This window comes from Mesorhizobium sp. M7A.F.Ca.MR.362.00.0.0 (genome assembly GCF_004023175.1).
Lineage (GTDB): Bacteria > Pseudomonadota > Alphaproteobacteria > Rhizobiales > Rhizobiaceae > Mesorhizobium.
The window spans coordinates 1-1,321 of sequence record NZ_RZTF01000749.1 but is presented as its reverse complement, the minus strand read 5'-3'; the positions used below and the strand labels follow the sequence as shown (position 1 = coordinate 1,321).

The 1,321-nt window shown below is 58.4% G+C and carries 2 protein-coding genes and 1 pseudogene; all 3 read left to right on the top strand.

Features of this window, described 5'->3' with window-relative positions; genetic code table 11:
* Positions 1-202, top strand: a pseudogene (locus EOC06_RS37400) (3-deoxy-8-phosphooctulonate synthase); the annotation flags it as partial.
* Positions 203-298: 96 nt separating this feature from the next.
* Positions 299-502 (top strand): dodecin family protein, encoded by a 204-nt coding sequence (locus EOC06_RS37395; RefSeq protein WP_013531476.1) that lies wholly within the window; start codon positions 299-301, stop codon positions 500-502.
* Between the two features lie 86 nt (positions 503-588).
* Entirely contained in the window at positions 589-954 is a 366-nt protein-coding gene (locus EOC06_RS37390) for a PRC-barrel domain-containing protein (RefSeq protein ID WP_127397501.1), read from the top strand.
* The last annotated feature ends 367 nt before the right edge of the window (positions 955-1,321 follow it).

The window sequence follows — 1,321 nt, the reverse complement described above, 5'->3', positions numbered from 1 at the left end:
GTCCTCGGGCGGTGAACGTCGTTTTGTCGAGACGCTGGCGCGCGCGGCCGTCGCTGTCGGCGTTGCCGGCGTGTTCATCGAGACCCACCAGGATCCTGACAATTCGACCTCGTCGGATGGCCCGAACATGCTGCCGTTAAAGGACATGCCAGCCCTGCTCGAGCGGCTGATGGCATTCGACCGTATCGCCAAGGGCCTCTAAGGCCGGACGCATACCCTGCCGACTGCCGGCGCTTGTGGAAGGCACGAGCCGGCTATACGCTTGCCTTGCAACTGAGCGTTTTGGCAGGAGGAAGCCATGTCCGTCGCCCGCGTCACCGAAATCACATCGTCGTCGAAGAAGAGCTTTCAGGACGCCATCGAACAGGGAATTGCGCGCGCCTCGAAAACCCTGAAGAACGTCGAGGGCGCCTGGATCCAGGACCAGAAGATCGTCGTCCAAGACGGCAAGATTGTTGCTTATCGCGTCAATATGAAGGTTACCTTCATCCTCGCGGAGTGACCGGGCGTCGCCGAAAAAGTCGGGAACCTTCGCCCGCGCCCCTCATTGTCCAAGTATGGTTCTAAACCACAATGAGGAGCACAATCATGACAACCCAGACAGGTCACACCCAAGCCATCGCCGCCTCACGCGTCATCGGTACATCGGTCTACAATACCGAAGGCACGAGCATCGGAAGCATCGAGGATGTGATGCTCGACAAGATGACGAACGGCATCATGTTCGCGGTGATCGGTTTTGGCGGCTTCCTCGGCATTGGCGAAAAATATCACGCCATTCCGTGGGCAAGCCTCGACTATGATGAGGACAAGGGCGGCTATGTCGTGCCGTTTTCCAAGGAACAACTCAGAGCGGCGCCTGCCTATTCGATCAACGAATTGAGCGGGGCGGATGGCGAGGTGGCGCGCGACGAATCTTACAATTACTACAAGGTCACGCCTTACTGGCATTGACAGCAACGACAAAGCGGCCCCGTCGAGAGACGGGGCCGCTTTGTATTCTGGCTTATTCGCTGACGTGTAAGGGGGCCATCGCCTTCGGCGGCGACTGCTGATTGTCGCACGACGTCAGGAATGCCGCCGCGATCAGGAACAGACTCACGATACCACTCAACTGGGACATGGCGAAACTCCTCCTGTTTCGCCCCGCGCGCTGCACCTTAACCGGAAGTCAGCCGACCGTGCATGACTTATGATGACAGCGATTTGCGCTTCGTGAATCGTTCGGAGGCTGATGCCGCGGCAATAATTGCCGGCCGGCCGATTGCCTTTTGCGGCGCTTTGGCTAAGACGTGCGGCATTCTTCAGATCAATCGAGGAC